The 14,874-nt window shown below is 69.5% G+C and carries 16 protein-coding genes; 11 read left to right on the top strand and 5 right to left on the bottom strand.

The features are described from left to right. The first annotated feature begins 258 nt into the window (after positions 1 to 258). Complete coding sequence (locus AW271_RS29625) at positions 259 to 1,008, top strand: GNAT family N-acetyltransferase (RefSeq protein ID WP_062340906.1); 750 nt, start codon at positions 259 to 261, stop codon at positions 1,006 to 1,008. Between the two features lie 330 nt (positions 1,009 to 1,338). On the opposite strand, the gene AW271_RS40215 is transcribed toward AW271_RS29625, so the two are convergent. After that, positions 1,339 to 1,695: a hypothetical protein gene (locus AW271_RS40215; RefSeq protein WP_157554748.1), complete on the bottom strand. Its 357-nt coding sequence runs from the start codon at positions 1,693 to 1,695 to the stop codon at positions 1,339 to 1,341. A 363-nt stretch (positions 1,696 to 2,058) separates the two neighbouring features. Between AW271_RS40215 and AW271_RS29615 the strand changes: the two genes are divergently transcribed. The 3 genes from AW271_RS29615 to AW271_RS29605 are packed head-to-tail and all read left to right on the top strand — an operon-like array spanning position 2,059 to position 4,446. Beyond that, positions 2,059 to 2,565 (top strand): PadR family transcriptional regulator, encoded by a 507-nt coding sequence (locus AW271_RS29615; protein ID WP_062340904.1) that lies wholly within the window; start codon positions 2,059 to 2,061, stop codon positions 2,563 to 2,565. After that, positions 2,558 to 3,223: an ABC transporter ATP-binding protein gene (locus AW271_RS29610; protein WP_062340903.1), complete on the top strand. Its 666-nt coding sequence runs from the start codon at positions 2,558 to 2,560 to the stop codon at positions 3,221 to 3,223. Before AW271_RS29615 ends, AW271_RS29610 begins: the two co-directional genes overlap by 8 nt. 14 nt (positions 3,224 to 3,237) lie before the next feature. Further along, positions 3,238 to 4,446: a hypothetical protein gene (locus AW271_RS29605; protein ID WP_157554746.1), complete on the top strand. Its 1,209-nt coding sequence runs from the start codon at positions 3,238 to 3,240 to the stop codon at positions 4,444 to 4,446. Positions 4,447 to 4,503: 57 nt separating this feature from the next. On the opposite strand, the gene AW271_RS29600 is transcribed toward AW271_RS29605, so the two are convergent. Beyond that, positions 4,504 to 4,923, bottom strand: coding sequence for a hypothetical protein (locus tag AW271_RS29600; protein WP_062340901.1), 420 nt, complete (start codon positions 4,921 to 4,923; stop codon positions 4,504 to 4,506). Positions 4,924 to 5,066: 143 nt separating this feature from the next. Then, on the bottom strand, positions 5,067 to 5,636 hold the full coding sequence (locus tag AW271_RS29595; RefSeq protein WP_062340900.1) for a histidine phosphatase family protein: 570 nt from the start codon (positions 5,634 to 5,636) through the stop codon (positions 5,067 to 5,069). Positions 5,637 to 5,792: 156 nt separating this feature from the next. On the opposite strand from AW271_RS29595, the gene AW271_RS29590 reads away from it, so the two are divergent. From AW271_RS29590 to AW271_RS29570, 5 genes are all read left to right on the top strand, one after another. Beyond that, the gene (locus AW271_RS29590) at positions 5,793 to 6,221 is read left to right on the top strand and encodes a hypothetical protein (protein WP_062340899.1); all 429 of its coding nucleotides are present in this window, start codon (positions 5,793 to 5,795) and stop codon (positions 6,219 to 6,221) included. 140 nt (positions 6,222 to 6,361) lie between these two features. Then, a complete protein-coding gene (locus AW271_RS29585; RefSeq protein WP_062341031.1) occupies positions 6,362 to 7,501 on the top strand; it encodes a glutathione-independent formaldehyde dehydrogenase in 1,140 nt (379 codons plus the stop codon). A gap of 116 nt (positions 7,502 to 7,617) precedes the next feature. Continuing rightward, positions 7,618 to 8,451: an alpha/beta hydrolase gene (locus AW271_RS29580; RefSeq protein ID WP_062340898.1), complete on the top strand. Its 834-nt coding sequence runs from the start codon at positions 7,618 to 7,620 to the stop codon at positions 8,449 to 8,451. A gap of 51 nt (positions 8,452 to 8,502) precedes the next feature. Next, positions 8,503 to 9,048, top strand: a complete 546-nt coding sequence (locus AW271_RS29575; RefSeq protein WP_062340897.1) for a TetR/AcrR family transcriptional regulator — start codon at positions 8,503 to 8,505, stop codon at positions 9,046 to 9,048. A gap of 12 nt (positions 9,049 to 9,060) precedes the next feature. Continuing rightward, a complete protein-coding gene (locus AW271_RS29570) occupies positions 9,061 to 11,208 on the top strand; it encodes an MMPL family transporter (protein WP_062340896.1) in 2,148 nt (715 codons plus the stop codon). On the opposite strand, the gene AW271_RS29565 is transcribed toward AW271_RS29570, so the two are convergent. After that, positions 11,195 to 11,851: a response regulator gene (locus tag AW271_RS29565; RefSeq protein ID WP_062340895.1), complete on the bottom strand. Its 657-nt coding sequence runs from the start codon at positions 11,849 to 11,851 to the stop codon at positions 11,195 to 11,197. The genes AW271_RS29570 and AW271_RS29565 overlap by 14 nt on opposite strands. Continuing rightward, on the bottom strand, positions 11,848 to 12,954 hold the full coding sequence (locus AW271_RS29560) for a sensor histidine kinase (protein WP_062340894.1): 1,107 nt from the start codon (positions 12,952 to 12,954) through the stop codon (positions 11,848 to 11,850). The genes AW271_RS29565 and AW271_RS29560 overlap by 4 nt, the downstream gene beginning before the upstream one ends. 113 nt (positions 12,955 to 13,067) lie before the next feature. On the opposite strand from AW271_RS29560, the gene AW271_RS29555 reads away from it, so the two are divergent. Next, the gene (locus AW271_RS29555) at positions 13,068 to 13,418 is read left to right on the top strand and encodes a hypothetical protein (RefSeq protein ID WP_245653267.1); all 351 of its coding nucleotides are present in this window, start codon (positions 13,068 to 13,070) and stop codon (positions 13,416 to 13,418) included. Next, positions 13,415 to 14,839 carry a multicopper oxidase family protein gene (locus AW271_RS29550; RefSeq protein WP_062340892.1) on the top strand — a complete coding sequence of 475 codons (1,425 nt, stop codon included), beginning with the start codon at positions 13,415 to 13,417 and terminating at the stop codon, positions 14,837 to 14,839. Before AW271_RS29555 ends, AW271_RS29550 begins: the two co-directional genes overlap by 4 nt. Positions 14,840 to 14,874 lie beyond the last annotated feature (35 nt).

Below are 14,874 nucleotides of genomic sequence, written 5' to 3'. Positions count from 1 at the left end.
CCGGGGCACACCGCGTAAATCAGGCTGCCCGCAGGCCGGGTTTCGTCATGAGGGGCACGACCACGATGACATATCGCGAAGGTCAAGTTGCCGCTGATCCTGGTAATCTTTGGGCGCTCGCGCAGCGCGTGCGGGCGTCTTCTGCATGAGGGAATGAAGCCTGTGATCACGGGTGTGCCCAGTGGCCGCCTGTCGCGGCGGTCCGACGTCTTGTCGTGATTCCATTTCTCATGCCGTAAAGGACTTTCCGCTTTGTCTGTGGATCTTCGCATCCAGCAGTCTGTCGTCACCAACCTCTCCCGCCGTCCGGCCGCCGTTGAATCGGGGCCGTTTATCCTGGGTTTCGACCCGGCGACCGACAGTCCCAACATCAACTACGCGACACCACGCCCTGGCACGGAGATCACCGCCTCCGACGTCGAGAGCTTGGTGAGCGCGTTCCGCTCCGCGTCACGACGGCCCCGTTTGGAGTATGTCGTGAACTGCACCCCCGGCCTTGAGGAGCTGCTGCTCGCGGCCGGTTTCATGGTTGAGGAGCGGCACGAGTTCCTGACCTGCTCGCCCGAATCCTTCGTCTCGCCGCCGCCGGTCGACGGCTTCGTCGTGCGACAACCGGAGAACCGAGCCGAGCGGGCGGCGATGGTCGCCGCCCAGGGCGAGGCATTCGGTCATGTGTTCGAGGTGGGCGACGTCGACGTCGACCGTCTCGAAACGCTGCGGCAGCAGGGCGGCTTCGAGATGGCGGCGTTCGCCTCGGACGGCACCTGCGTCGGTGCGGGCCAGGCAGTCCCACCCGGCGGCGGGGTCAGCGAGATCGCGGGCATTGGGGTGCGGGCGCCCTACCGGCGTCGCGGTCTCGGCGGGGCCATCGCGGCCGCGCTCAGCCGGCAGATCTTCGAGTCGGGCGCCGACCTGGCCTGGCTCGAAGCGTCGGGTGACGACTCGTGGCGGGTCTACGAGCGGATCGGCTTCCGCGCGGCGGGCCGCCGCCTCTACATCCGGCTGTAGCCGAACGGGGCCGGCCCATGAGAGGCCGGTCTTGTTCCGCTGTTGATCCACGCAGGATCGGCACAGAACTGGTTCTGATATCGGCTGCCCCCGCTGCGGCGGGGGCAGCCTCGGCGTGCCGGGCGGCGCTCGATCGGGCCGGGGTATCCGAGCACACCGCCGGGCGTCCGCGTCACGGATCTCGGGCTTCTTGCGCCGACACCGCACTCCCGGACGGTGGTCATGGCGTCGGCGACCCGGTCGTCCGTGTCACCTGGGGCGCCGCCTACATCCAGTCTGACCGGGTCTTGTCCCGCACCATGGGCCCGACGCGATAAAGGCGGCCCAGGGTCACGGGCGCCCGGGCCACTTGAGGGAGCAGACGTTGACGGTGCGGGTCGAGGACTTCGGGATCTGAATGAGCCTGGATCTCGGTGCGATCCGTCCGTTCGCAAGGCGCTTCACCCGGTAGGCGCCGGGCCGGCCCCGGAAGTAGTGCGTGCCGTTGTCGTCGCGCACGCTGCCCGCGACGCCCGGACCCGCGACCGTGACCGACACGCCCCCCACGTGGGCACACCTGAAGACCAGCTTGAGGAGTCCGTATGGCGGTGTCGCCGCGGCCGAGGGAGGTGCTAAGCCGATGGTGGACACGGCGAGGCTCATCGCGAGCGCGCCTGCAAGGGAAGAGCGCCGGACAATGCTGAGCATGATGATCCTTTCCTGGAGAATCCGGCCACTCTAGCCTCGTCTCCCACATGCGCAGCGTGGATCGGTAAGAGCGCAAGCCGAGGCGGGTGGCGTCGCGCTCTTCGTGCAGGATCATCTCCAGTGCTCGACCAGCTCGTCGGTGTGCATTGAGGAGTGTTCATGACCGCTCAGCATCGACCAGGCCAGCCACAACCGTGCCGGCGGTCTCACTGTCCCCACGACAAGAGGCGTCTTCGTGAGCGCGGCTCACCCGAGACTGTGCCCAACGCCGACGAAGCGCCCTGACGTCCACCCCGACAGGGCCTCGCTTCGCTTGGGTTCGGCCACCTGACCTGACTATTCATTGAGTGTATAGTCGCGGCCATGACGACTGGTCATGTGCTGCTCGGGTTTCTTGTTGAGCGGGCGAAGCATGGTTATGAGCTCAAGAAGGAGCACGATCATCGCCTCGCCGGGGCCAAGCCGCTGGCCTATGGGCAGGTCTACGCCACGTTGCAGCGCCTGCAGCGCGATGGCCTGGCGGAGGTGGCTGAGACGCGGCAGGAGGGTGGGCCTGAGCGCGTCCTCTATGCGATCACCGAGAACGGTAGGGCTGAGCTGGAGCGGTGGTTGAACGCCGTTGAGCCTTCGGCGCCTTACGTCGCCAGTCCTCTGTTCGCGCGGGTTGCCGTTGCGGGGAAGGACGCCGACGGATACCTGGTGCGGCAGCGGGAGGCGCATCTGGCCCGGATGCGGGAGTTGACCGCCGAGAAGGCGTCCGGGTCGCCGGCTCAGGTGCTGGCGGCCGACTACGCCCTGCACCATCTTGACGCTGATCTGCGTTGGATCGAGACCGCGCTCGCGCGGATGAAGGAGCACGACGATGCTTGAGGGCAGGGGCTTGGGCAAGTCGTTCGGGCAGGCCAGGGCGCTCGACGACGTCTCCTTGACGATCTCTGAGGGGGAGGTCGTCGCCATCACCGGGCCGAGCGGGGCGGGTAAGTCGACGTTGCTGCACTGTCTGGCGGGGGTGGTCCGGCCCGAATCCGGTGAGGTTCTGCTTGATGGCAGGCGGATCGACGCGCTGCCCGAGCCGGAGTCGACCAAGGTGCGGCGGGAGAGCTTCGGGGTGGTCTTTCAGTTCGGGGAGCTGGTGCCTGAGCTGACTGCCGTCGAGAACGTGGCGCTGCCGCTGTTGTTCAGCCGGCGGGGCAGGCAGGAGGCGATGGCCGCGGCGGCGGAGTGGCTGGCCCGGCTGGAGGTGACCGGCTGTGCCGATCAGCGTATCGGCGAGCTGTCCGGGGGGCAGCGGCAGCGGGTCGCCGTTGCGCGGGCGCTGGTGACCGGGCCGCGGGTGGTCTTCGCCGATGAGCCCACGGGTGCGCTCGACACCATTGGCGGGGAGCAGGTGATGAGTGCGCTGATCAGCGCGGCTCGCGCCGGGCGTGCCGCTGTCGTGCTGGTCACGCATGACAATCGGGTGGCCGCCTATGCCGACCGGGAGGTCGCGCTGCGCGACGGATCGGTGCTGGCGGGGGTGCAGCGGTGATCACTGTCTTACGGATGTTGAACAGGGGGCGCTCGCGGGCCGAGCGGGTGCGTGCCTGGTTGGTGGCCGCAGGAGCGGCGGTTGCGGCGTTCCTGGTCTGTACCGCCGTCAGCCTGGCGGACTTCGACGATGAGGGCGGGTCGCTGACGGGGCTCGGGCTGGCGTTGCTGGCCGTGCCGGTCGCGGGGCTGCTCCACCAGGCCAACCGGCTGGCCTCGGCGACCAGGGAGCGGCGGCTGGCCGCGCTGCGGCTCGCGGGGGCATCGCCGGGTGACGTGCGAAGGCTGGGGGCTCTCGAAGGGGGGCTGCTGGCGCTGGGCGGGTCGTTCGGTGGCGGCGTGATCTATGTGGTCAGCCATCTTTCCGGGCCGCTGCTTCCCGTGCCGGTGGTCGTGGTCGTGGTGACGCTCGGCGGGGTCGTGTCGGGGGCCAGGGCCGGTCGCCACGTCGTCGCCTCTCCGCTGGGGGTGGTCCGCCGGGTGCGGATGCGGGGGCCGCGCATGCGGGACCTGCTCCTCTTCGGCATGGGTGTCGGGTGCTTCGTCCTCGGAGCCGTGGTGAAGGGCAAGTTCCCGTACGTCGGCGCGTACGGGTCCGTGGTGCTCATGGCGGCTGGGCTGGTGCTGCTGTTGTTCGGGGTGACCTTAGCGGCGACCTGGGCGATCAGGGCTCACGCCCGCCGGGTCGGTCGGCGGGCTCGGTCGGCGGAGGCGCTGCTGGCGGCGCGGCTGGTCGAGGCCGATCCGCGGGCGTGGGCCAGGGCGCTGGCCGTGGTGAGCCTGACGGTGTTCTTCGGTGCGATGGCCGGGGCGCAGCAGGCCGTCGTCGGCTACTCGCAGGCGCATGCGCTGGTGGACGTCGCGCTCCTGGTGGCCCTGGTGACCTCGGCGGTCGCTCTGGTGGTGCATCAGGCGGAGGAGCTGATCGACCTGCGGCGCTCGTTCTCGGCGCTGGCCGCTTCGGGGGTGCCGGAAGGGGCGTTGGGCGGGGTGCTCGTGCGGCAGGCGGTCATCGCGGCGTCGCCGGTCTGCGTGGTGGCGGCCGTTTCCGGGGTCGCGGTGGTGGTCGTCACCACCATCGACATCTACCAGGTTCAGTGGCTCGGCTGGGCCGCCGGCAGGGCCGTGGTCATGGCGGGGATGGGGGTCCTCGCTGCGGTGCTCGTCGCGGTGGCGGCGCGGCCGCTGCTGCGCGGCGCCCTCTCGACGTACGTCCGGGCATGACGAAGGCCCGGACCGTGGTGGTCCGGGCCCTTCGATCAGCGCTCCCCGTCTTGGTGATTAACGGAAGTGCCAGCCGCCCCAGCCGAAGTCGCCGTTGTGGCCGTAGCCGCCGCGGACGCGGAAGTCGTCGACGTGCTTGCCGAAGACGATGTGCTTGGACAGGAAGCTCTTGGTGTTGTAGCGCTTGTAGAAGAACCACTTGCCGTCGTTCTTGTAGTAGACGTCGAAGAAGCTGTAGTCACGGTCGCGACGGTCGCGGTCCCAGATCTTGAAGTCGAGCCAGTAGCGGCCGCCGCTCTTGCCCCACCGGTAGTCGAAGCGGCCGTCGCCGCGCTCGAACCGGTCCCAGCTTGAACCCGCCTGGGATACCGAGGCGGTGGTGGTGGCGGATGCCGTGGCGGCCGGTGCGATAGCAACCCCCGTGGCTGCGATGCCGGCGAGAACGGTTCCGGCGAGCAGCTTGCCGATCGTGTGCACTGTTTCCTCCGTTGTGTGGGTGCCCGGCGTTTCTCCGGACACCGCAGACGTTAGGAGCGGCCCCGGGGGCCTTCTGCGCACAAAGCCACACAAACCCCCGAGCGTGCATTACTCCACATAAGCCACCCACGATTGAGCCGAGATCAGTCGGTGCCGCTCGGGCGCAGGGCAGGAGGGAAACCGGTCCAGCGCAACTCGGGTGGCAGGTGGCCCATGTCGTTGAAGAACAGCGGCGCGGGTGGCCGGTCGCGGCTGTAGCGGATGCAGGTCAGCCCCGTGTTCCCCGAGTTCAGCCCGATCCAGCGGGCCTCCGGGGCCTCCAGCGCCGCCCGGACCAGCCAGGCGATCAGGAACCCGTGGGTGATCACCAGTTCGGTGCGCGGCTCGTCGGTCACGCCGGTGAAGGTCGCCTCGGCCTCCCGGGCCAGGGCCGGGCCGATCTCGCGGTCCTCCCCGGGAAACGCGTCGGGGCCGGGGAACCAGGGCACGTAGTCGCCGGCCGCCTCCGAGACGTGCACCGGCACGCCGGGCAGGTGCGCGGACACGATCGACGCGGTCTGCGCCGCCCTTGGCAGCGGGCCGTGGTGGATCACCTGGATCGGCAGATCGCGGAGCCGCTCGCCGAGAAGCTCGGCCTGGCGCCGGCCGGTGTCGGTGAGGCCGGTCTCGTCGGGGGTCGCCTCGCCATGCCTGGCCAGGTAGAGAAAACGCATCTCCGGATACTGCCAGAGGGCTCTTGGGCCGCTCGCGTGTGCAGTAGTACGCACTCGGGGGTTTGTGTGGCTTTGTGCGCAGAAGGCCCCCGGGGGCCGCTCCTAACGTCTGCGGTGTCCGGAGAAACGCCGGGCACCCACACAACGGAGGAAACAGTGCACACGATCGGCAAGCTGCTCGCCGGAACCGTTCTCGCCGGCATCGCAGCCACGGGGGTTGCTATCGCACCGGCCGCCACGGCATCCGCCACCACCGCGTCGACCTCCGCGTCGGCCGCGCAGTACGGCTCCAGCTGGGACCGCTTCGAGCGGGGCGACGGTCGCTTCGACTACCGCTGGGGCAAGAGCGGCGGCCGCTACTGGCTCGACTTCCGCATGTGGGACCGCGACCACAACGACCGTGACTACAGCTTCTTCGACGTCTACTACAAGAACGACGGGAAGTGGTTCTTCTACAAGCGGTACAACACCAAGAGCTTCCTGTCCAAGCACATCGTCTTCGGCAAGCACGTCGACGACTTCCGCGTCCGCGGCGGCTACGGCCACAACGGCAGCTTCGGCTGGGGCGGCTGGCACCACAACTAACCGCTGATGAAACGGCCCGGACCTCCTCAGGTCTGGGCCGTTTTGGCGTACTAAAGGGACTTTTGCCGCATAAAGGGGTACTCGTCCATGCCCGGCGGGCACCTGCCGCATGAATCATCGACGAATTCGGAGGTGTGATCATGCAGGCACTGGTGTACGAGGGCCCCCGGGAGGTCGTCGTCCAGGAAGTTCCAGACGCTCGCATCGAACGCCCGACCGACGTCCTGGTACGGGTCACCGCCGCCAACATCTGCGGCTCTGACCTGCACATGTACGAAGGCCGCACCAGCATGGAGACCGGCCGCGTGCTGGGCCACGAGAACCTCGGGGAGGTCATCGAGGTCGGGTCGGCGGTCGACCGGGTCACGGTGGGCGACATGGTGTGCCTGCCGTTCAACATCGCCTGCGGGCACTGCAAGAACTGCGAGACCGGGTTCACCGGCTTCTGCCTGACCGTCAATCCGGGCGTGGCGGGGGCCGCTTACGGTTACGCCGGCATGGGGCCCTTCGAGGGCGGGCAGGCCGAGTTGTTGCGGGTGCCCTACGGCGACTTCAACTGCCTGCGGTTGCCCGACGACGCGCGGGAGAAGGAGAACGACTACGTGATGTTGTCGGACATCTTCCCCACCGGGTGGCACGCCACCGAGCTGGCGGGGTTGCGTCCGGGCGAGTCCGTGGTCGTGTACGGCGCGGGGCCCGTCGGCCAGATGGCGGCCTACTCGGCGCTGCTCAAGGGCGCGAGCAAGGTCATGATCGTCGACCGGCAGGCCGACCGGCTCAAGGTGGCCGAGAAGATCGGCTGCATCCCGATCGACGACTCCCAGGGGTCGGCGGTGGAGCAGGTGCTCGACCTCACCGCGGGCGAGGGGGCCGACCGGGGGTGTGAGTGCGTCGGCTACCAGGCGCACGATCCGCAGGGGACCGAACACTCGGACGCGGCGCTGAACAGCGTCGTCATGTCGGTACGGCCCACCGGCGGCATCGGCGTCGTCGGACTGTTCCTGCCGGACGACCCCGGTAACCCCGACGAGGCCGCTCGGGCCGGGAAGATCCCCTTCGACATGGGGCACTTCTGGTTCAAGGGGCAGACGATGGGGACCGGGCAGGCGAACGTGAAGGCGTACAACCGGCGGTTGCGCAACCTCATCCACACCGGCAGGGCCAAGCCGTCGTTCATCGTCTCGCACGAGCTGCCGCTCAGCGAGGGGCCCGAGGGCTACCGCCACTTCGACGCCCGCGACGAGGGCTGGACCAAGGTCGTCCTGCATCCCGGCCGTTAGGGCGTCAGGGGGAGGGCGTGGCGATCGAACGTGCCCTCCCCGGCGTCGAGGTCGTCACAGGTCAGGGGGGTAAGGTTCATGGGCTCTCCCCTCAAGATCCTCTAGGAGCATCCGCCATGAGCCACGACCTTGAACTCGTCGAACAGGCCAACGCGACCGGCAAGATCCCCGCTGTCTTCGTCCACGGATTGTGGTTGTTGCCGAACAGCTGGGATCGGTGGGCGACCGTTTTCGCCGAAGCCGGGTTCGCGCCCGTGCAGGCGGGGTGGCCCGACGATCCGCACACCGTCGAGGAGGCGCGCGAGCACCCCGAGGTGTTCGCCGACAAGACCGTCGGGCAGGTCGCCGACCACTTCGCCGACCTGATCGGCGGGCTCGACCGCAAGCCGGTGATCATCGGGCACTCGTTCGGCGGGCTGCTCACGCAGATTCTCGCCGGTCGGGGGCTGGCCTGCGCGTCGGTGGCGGTCGACCCCGCGCCGTTCCAGGGGGTGCTGCCGCTGCCGTTCTCGACCCTGCGGGCCTCCGCGCCGGTGCTGGGCAACCCGGCCAACCGGCACCGGGCCGTGCCGCTGACCTTCGAGCAGTTCCGGTACGCCTTCGCGAACGCCGTCACCGAAGAGGAGGCCCGGGAGTTGTTCGACGAGTTCGCCGTCGCGGCCCCCGGGGCGCCGCTGTTCCAGGCCGCGGTCGCCAACTTCAACCCCTGGTCGGAGGTGAAGGTCGACAGCCAGGCCGAAGACCGGGGGCCGCTGCTGATCGTGTCGGGAGAGAAGGACCACACGGTTCCGTGGGCGATCGCCAACGCGTCGTACAAGATCCAGCACCGGAACGAGCACCACGTGACGGAGATCGTGGAGATCCCGAACCGGGGGCACTCGCTCACCATCGACTCGGGCTGGCGTGAGGTTTGTGACACCGCGTTGAACTTCGTGCAGCGTTTCGTTTAAGCGGCTGACCGATCGGACAGATCTGTCCGATCGGTCAGTTATTGTGATGCCATGACCCGATCCGCGACCTCGATGCGGGCCGACATCCTCGACTCGGCCGCGCGGCTCTTCGCCGCGCACGGCTTCCGGGGCACGTCGCTGCAGGACATCGCGTCGGATGTGGGCTGCTCGAAGGCGTCCTTGCTCTATCACTTCACCAACAAGGACGCGATCCTCAGCGAGCTCTTCGCCCCCGTCGGGCAGGAGTTCGAGACGCTGCTTGAGCGGCTGGCGCCCCTGTCCGGCGAGGAGGCCGTCCGGGCCGCCGTCGCCGGTGTGGTCGACATGTCGCTCCGCTTCCGTAGCCAGGTCAAGATCCTGCTGCTCGACGTCGACACCATGCTCGACCACCCCGATCTGCCCTGCGTCGACGACGTGACCGAGTCACTCGTCGACGCGCTCGTCGGCCGGGTGCCCGAGCAGGAGCCCAGGGTGGCGGGCTGGATGGCGTTGCTGGGGATCTTCCTGACGACGGCCCGGGGGGTCTCGATCCCCGACGAGACCATGCGTTCGGAACTGACCAGTGGAGCGTTCCGCACGCTCGGCCTGTCCTCCTAGAAGAGAGCTTTCATGGCGACCTTGCTCTACCGGCTCGGCCGGTTCTCCTTCCGCAACCGGGGGCGGGTGGTGGCCGTCTGGGTGCTGCTGCTCGCGCTGATGGGGGCGGGTGCGGTCCTGTTCATGGGGCCGTCGAGCGAGAAGTTCAGCATGCCGGGCACCGAGTCCCAGCGTGCCCTCGACGCCCTGGCCCGCGACTTCCCGCAGGCCAGCGGGGCCACCGGCACGATCGTGCTGGCGGCGCCCGAAGGGGCCAAGCTCGACCCGGCCGCGGTCGCGCCCGTGGTGAAGGAGGCCGCGTCGGTGCCGGGCGTGGTCGCCGCGGTCGACCCGTTCCAGGCCCGGTCGGTCTCCCCCGACGGCCGCTACGCGCTGATCACGGTGCAGTTCTCCGGCACCGCCGAGGATCTGAGCGACGCGACCCGCGACGCCTACCTCAACGTCGGCTCCTCCGTGCAGGACATGCGGATCGAGCACGGCGGTGACGTGCTGCGGGCGCCGCCCGAGGTCGGCGGGTCGGAGGCGATCGGCGTGCTGATCGCCGCCGTCGTGCTGATCATCACGCTGGGTTCGCTGGTCGCGGCCGGGATGACGCTGCTCAACGCGCTCGTCGGGGTGGGCGTCGGCATGGGCGGGCTGTACGCCCTCAGCGGCGTCGTCGAGCTGACCTCGGTCACCCCCGTCCTCGCCCTGATGCTGGGGCTGGCGGTCGGCATCGACTACTCCCTCTTCATCACCTCCCGCTACCGCCAGTTCCTCACCGAGGGGCTCGACCGCGAGGAGGCCGCGGGCCGCGCCACCGGCACCGCCGGTTCGGCCGTCGTGTTCGCCGGGGCCACCGTCGTCATCGCGCTGGCGGGCCTGTTCGTGGCCGGCATCCCGTTCCTGACCGTCATGGGTCTGGCCGCCGCCGGGACCGTCGCCGTGGCCGTGCTCGTCGCGATCACCCTGCTGCCCGCGATCCTCGCGTTCGCCGGCGAGAAGGTGCTGCCGCGCAAACAGCGCAACGGCTCGGGGGAGACCAAGGAGGGCTTCGGCTACACCTGGGGCCGGCTCGTCACCCGGTTCGGCATCCCGATCCTGCTGGTCGGCATCGCCGGGCTCGGCGCGCTCGCGCTGCCCGCCCAGGACCTGCGGCTGGCCCTGCCCGACACCGGTTCGGCCGCCCCCGGCAGCCCGGCCCGCGACGCCTACGACCTGACCAGCGAGGGCTTCGGCGAGGGCTTCAACTCGCGGCTGATCGCGGTCGTCACCACCAAGGACGCCGCGACCACCACCGCGGTGGCCGGGCAGGCCGCTCAGATGATCATGCAGGTGCCCGGCGTGCTGGCGGCCACCCCGCCGCAGCCGAACGCCGACGGCACCACCGCCCTGGTCGCGATCATCCCCAAGAACGGCCCGACCTCGGCCGAGACCGAGCAGGCCGTGCACGACATCCGGGCCAAGCTGGCCGGCATCTCGGGCGCGGAGATCGCGGTGACCGGCGCGACCGCCCTGGGCATCGACGTCTCCGACAAGCTCGGCGAGGCCATGCCGGTCTACCTGCTGCTCGTCGTGGGCCTGTCGGTGCTGCTGCTGATGCTGGTCTTCCGCTCGATCCTGGTGCCCATCAAGGCCGCGCTCGGCTTCCTGCTGACGGTCGGGTCGACGTTCGGCATCACCGTGGCGATCTTCCAGGAGGGCCACCTGGCCGGCCTGCTCGGCGTCGAGCAGCCCGGCCCGCTGGTCAGCTTCCTGCCGATCCTGCTGATCGGCATCCTGTTCGGGCTCGCCATGGACTACGAGGTCTTCCTGGTCTCCCGCATGCGGGAGGACTTCGTGCACGGCGACACCCCGCGCCAGGCGACCATCAACGGCATGGGTCACAACGCCCGCGTCGTCACCGCCGCCGCGCTGATCATGACCTCGGTGTTCGGCGGGTTCGTGTTCATGGACGACCCGATCATCAAGTCGATGGGCTTCGCGCTCGCGATCGGCGTGCTGATCGACGCGTTCGTGGTGCGCATGACGCTGGTGCCGGCCGTCATGTCGATGCTCGGCCGGGCCGCCTGGTGGCTCCCCCGCTGGCTCGACAAGATCCTGCCCGACCTCGACGTCGAGGGCGAGAAGCTCCGCCACCACCTGGCCGAGCCGGTCGAGCGCGAGGTCAGCCGGGTGTGACCAGGCCGCTCTCGTAAGCCTGGACGACCAGCTGGGCGCGGTCCCTGGCCAGCAGTTTGGCCATGATCCGGCTCACGTGGGTCTTCACGGTGGCGTGGGAGATGACGAGGTCGCCGGCGATCTCCTCGTTCGACCTGCCGGTCGCCACCAGCCGCAACACCTCCCGCTCCCGGTCGGTCAGCCTGGCCAGGCCGGGGGCGGGGGTCGGGCGGGGCGGGGTGGCGACGTACTCCTCGATGAGGCGTTTGGTCACGGCGGGGGGGAGCAACGCCTCTCCCCTGGCGGCCACCCTGACCGACTGGAGCAGGTCGGCCGGTTCGATGTCCTTCACCAGGAAGCCGCTGGCCCCGGCGCGCAGGGCGGCGAAGACGTACTCGTCGAGGGCGTAGTTGGTCAGGATGACGACCTTCAGGTCCGCAAGTTCGGGGTCGGCGCCGATCTTGCGGGTCGCCTGGATGCCGTCCATCAGGGGCATGCGCACGTCGAGCAGCGCCACGTCGGGCTGCAGCGACCGGCACAACTGCACGGCCTCGCCGCCGTTGCCCGCCTCCCCCACGACCGTGATGTCGTCGGCCAGCTCCAGCAGGGCCCGGAAACCGGCTCTGATCAGCGGCTGGTCGTCGGCCAGCAGGACCCGGATCACCGGGGGAGCTCCGCTCGTACGAGAAAACCGCCGGACTCCCGGGGCCCGGCCTCCAGCGAGCCGCCGACGGCGACCGCACGTTCACGCATGCCGATCAGGCCCATGCCCGGTTCGGCCTCGCCCGGCGTGCCGTCGTCGGCGATCGTCAGCACCACGCGGCTGGTTTCATGTGAAACCGTGAGCGTGATCGTGGCCGGTCCCGCGTGCCGCAGCACGTTGGTGAACGCCTCCTGCGCGATCCGGTACGCCGCCCGATCGACCTCCGGCCGCAACTCCACCGGCTCCCCCGTCACCGTCGACCGCACCGACAGGCCGACCGCCTCGGCCTGCTCGATCAGCCTCGGCAGGTGGGCCAGCCCCGACGACGGGCTGCCGGGCTGCCGCAGCACCCCCAACGTCGACCGCAGTTCCCGCATGGCGTCGTGGCCCGACTCCTTGATGGCCAGCAGGGAGGCGCGGGTCTGGGCGGGGTAGCGGTCGAGCATCTCCAGCGCCACCGAGGTCTGCACGTTGATGACCGAGATCGTGTGGGTCAGCGCGTCGTGGAGCTCCTGGGCGATCCACAGGCGTTCCTCACCGGCCCGGCGCAACGCGGCCTCCTCCTTGGTGCGCTCGGCCTCGGCCGCGCGGTGCTCGACCTCCTCCAGATAGGCGCGGCGGCTCCGGGTGACCTCGCCGAGCACGAACACCGCCACCAGCCAGCCGCTCAGCAGGCTCAGCCCGCCCGGCTCGGGGTCGGTGGCCGACAGTGCGGCGATCACACCGACCCCGGCCGCCAGCGCGACCATGAGCGCGACGGCCAGTCTCCGGCGGCCGAGGCTCGCGGCGGTGTAGACGACGATCAGGACGGGCGCGGCGGCGAACACCCCCGGGTACGAGAAGCCGTAGTAGAGGACCGCGCACGCCACGGTTACCCATCCGGCCGCCAGGGGAGCGGTGCGCCGCCAGACCAGCGCCGCCGACGAGACCGTGATCAGGATCAGGCCGAGCGTGTCGATCGGCCGCTCGACCAGCCCCGAGCTGGACAGCCGGCCGTAGGTCCCGCCCACGCCGAGGGTCAGCACGAGCAGGGCGAGCACGGTGTCGTTCTTCCAGGGCACCACGCCTGTCACGGTAGGACAGAACCGGGAGGAGGGCGTACATCCCGGGATGTACTTCGCGGCCAATGCCGGGGTATGACGATTGCGGATTTTCGGCTGGTCCATCATTGGCGACCATGAGATGGACCATCCGAGTGACCTCGGTCCTGCACCTGGCCGGGGTGCTCGGTCAGGCGCTGCTCGCCGGGCTGTTCGTGACCGGCGACGCCGACCTGCTGAGCTGGCACGAGAGCAACGCCGGGATCACCTATTCGCTGCTGCTCGTGCAGTTCGTGGCGGCTGTCTTCCTCTGGCGGCGAGGTCGGGTGGTGTGGCCGTTCTGGGCGACGAGCGCGCTCATCGCGGCCGAGTCGCTGCAGATCTGGGTCGGCATGTCGCGTGATCTGGCCGTGCACTTCCCGCTCGGGATGTCGATCTTCGGCGCGTCGGCGGTCATGACGCTGCTGGTCTGGCGGGTGACACGATGATCTCGCGGCGCGGCTTCCTCGGCCTGCTGCTGGTGGCCGGATGCGGCGTGGAGGTCTCCGGTGAACGGCTGACCAGCGCGCTCCCGCCGCCCCCGAAGTTCGCCCGGCCCCTCGTGCTGCCGAAGACGGCGCAGCCGACGAGCCCCGGCCGGTACGTCGTCACCCAGCGCGCGGCCCGCACGGAGATCATCCCCGGAACCACCACCGAGATCTGGGGCTACGACGGCACCTGGCCCGGCCCGACCTTCGACCTCAGACGGGGCGACGCGGCCGTGGTGACCATCCGCAACGAACTGACCGTGCCCACCTCGACCCACCTGCACGGGGGCGTCACGCCGGCCGACTCCGACGGTTACCCGACCGACCTGGTCGTCGGCTCGGTCAGCCCCCGGCACGCTCACGGCGGGTACACCCTGCACGACCGGGCCAAGGACTACGTCTACCCGCTCGACCAGCCGGCCGCCACGCTCTGGTATCACGATCACCGCATGGACTTCACCGCGCCGCAGGTCTACAAGGGCCTGGCCGGATTCTTTCTGATCAGGGACGACGAGGAGGAGAAGCTCGGGCTGCCGGCGGGAGACCGGGAACTGCCGCTGATGATCTGCGACCGGTCGTTCGAGGCCGACGGGTCCTTCCGCTACCCGTCGCTCGACCCCACGCTCCTGCTCCGCCATGGGGTGCGGCCGGAGTTCATGGAGGGCGTCGAAGGAGACGTCGTGCTGGTCAACGGGGTGCCGTGGCCGTATCAGGAGGTGGCGGCGGTCAGATATCGGCTCCGGCTGCTGAACGCCTCCAACGCGCGGCGCTACCGGCTGGCGCTGCGGCCCGGCGGCTCGTTCACCCAGATCGGCAGCGACCAGGGGTTGCTGGTACGGCCGCTGACCCGGGACACGATCACCATCGCCCCGGGTGAGCGCTATGACGTGATCGTCGACTTCGCCCGCTATCCGGTCGGCTCCCATGTCACGCTGACCGACCTGCTCGGGGTAGACGTCATGCGGTTCACGGTGACCCACAAGGCCCCGGACGACAGCCGTGTGCCGCCGAGGCTGACGGATCCACAGCCTGTGGACAACCCTGTCGCCCGCCGGACCTTCGACTTCCGCGTCGACGACGGCGCCTGGACGATCAACGGCCGCCCTTACGTCCCCGGACGGTCCGTCGCCGCGCCCCGGCTGGGCACGACCGAGATCTGGCGGTTCTCGAGCGACTTCCACCATCCGGTCCACGTCCACCTGGGCCGGTTCAAGATCCTCGGCCGCGAGGACCAGGGCTGGAAGGACACGGTCGACGTGCGACCCTATGAGACCGTCGAGGTGGCCGTGCGGTTCGACGGTCACCGTGGGCGATACATGCTGCACTGTCACAACCTGGAGCACGAGGACATGGCCATGATGGCGGACTTTGACGTTGTCTAGGTTGATCACGGATAGTCACAACGATCACATTGAGT

This window comes from Herbidospora sakaeratensis (assembly GCF_001570525.1).
Taxonomy (GTDB): domain Bacteria; phylum Actinomycetota; class Actinomycetes; order Streptosporangiales; family Streptosporangiaceae; genus Herbidospora; species Herbidospora sakaeratensis.
Note: the sequence above shows the minus strand (reverse complement) of the source record. Positions and strands in the feature narration are given on the sequence as shown.